A 265-nucleotide genomic window follows, 5' to 3' on the forward strand; every position below is an offset into this window, starting at 1 on the left:
CCGGCGGCGACGAGTGCCACATGGCGTTCCACTTCCCGGTCATGCCCCGGATCTTCATGGCCGTACGCCGCGAGTCCCGCTACCCCGTCTCCGAGATCCTCGCCAAGACCCCGGCCATCCCGTCCGGCTGCCAGTGGGGCATCTTCCTGCGCAACCACGACGAGCTGACCCTCGAAATGGTCACCGACGAGGAACGCGACTACATGTACGCGGAGTACGCCAAGGACCCGCGGATGCGCGCCAACATCGGCATCCGCCGCCGGCT

1 pseudogene is annotated in these 265 nt (G+C 67.5%); it reads left to right on the forward strand.

What is annotated here, in order from left to right:
- Positions 1–265 (forward strand): annotated as a pseudogene (locus EBH09_RS37410) (trehalose synthase); the annotation flags it as partial.

This window comes from Streptomyces sp. E2N166, from assembly GCF_003671715.1.
Classification (GTDB): Bacteria; Actinomycetota; Actinomycetes; order Streptomycetales; family Streptomycetaceae; genus Streptomyces; species Streptomyces thinghirensis.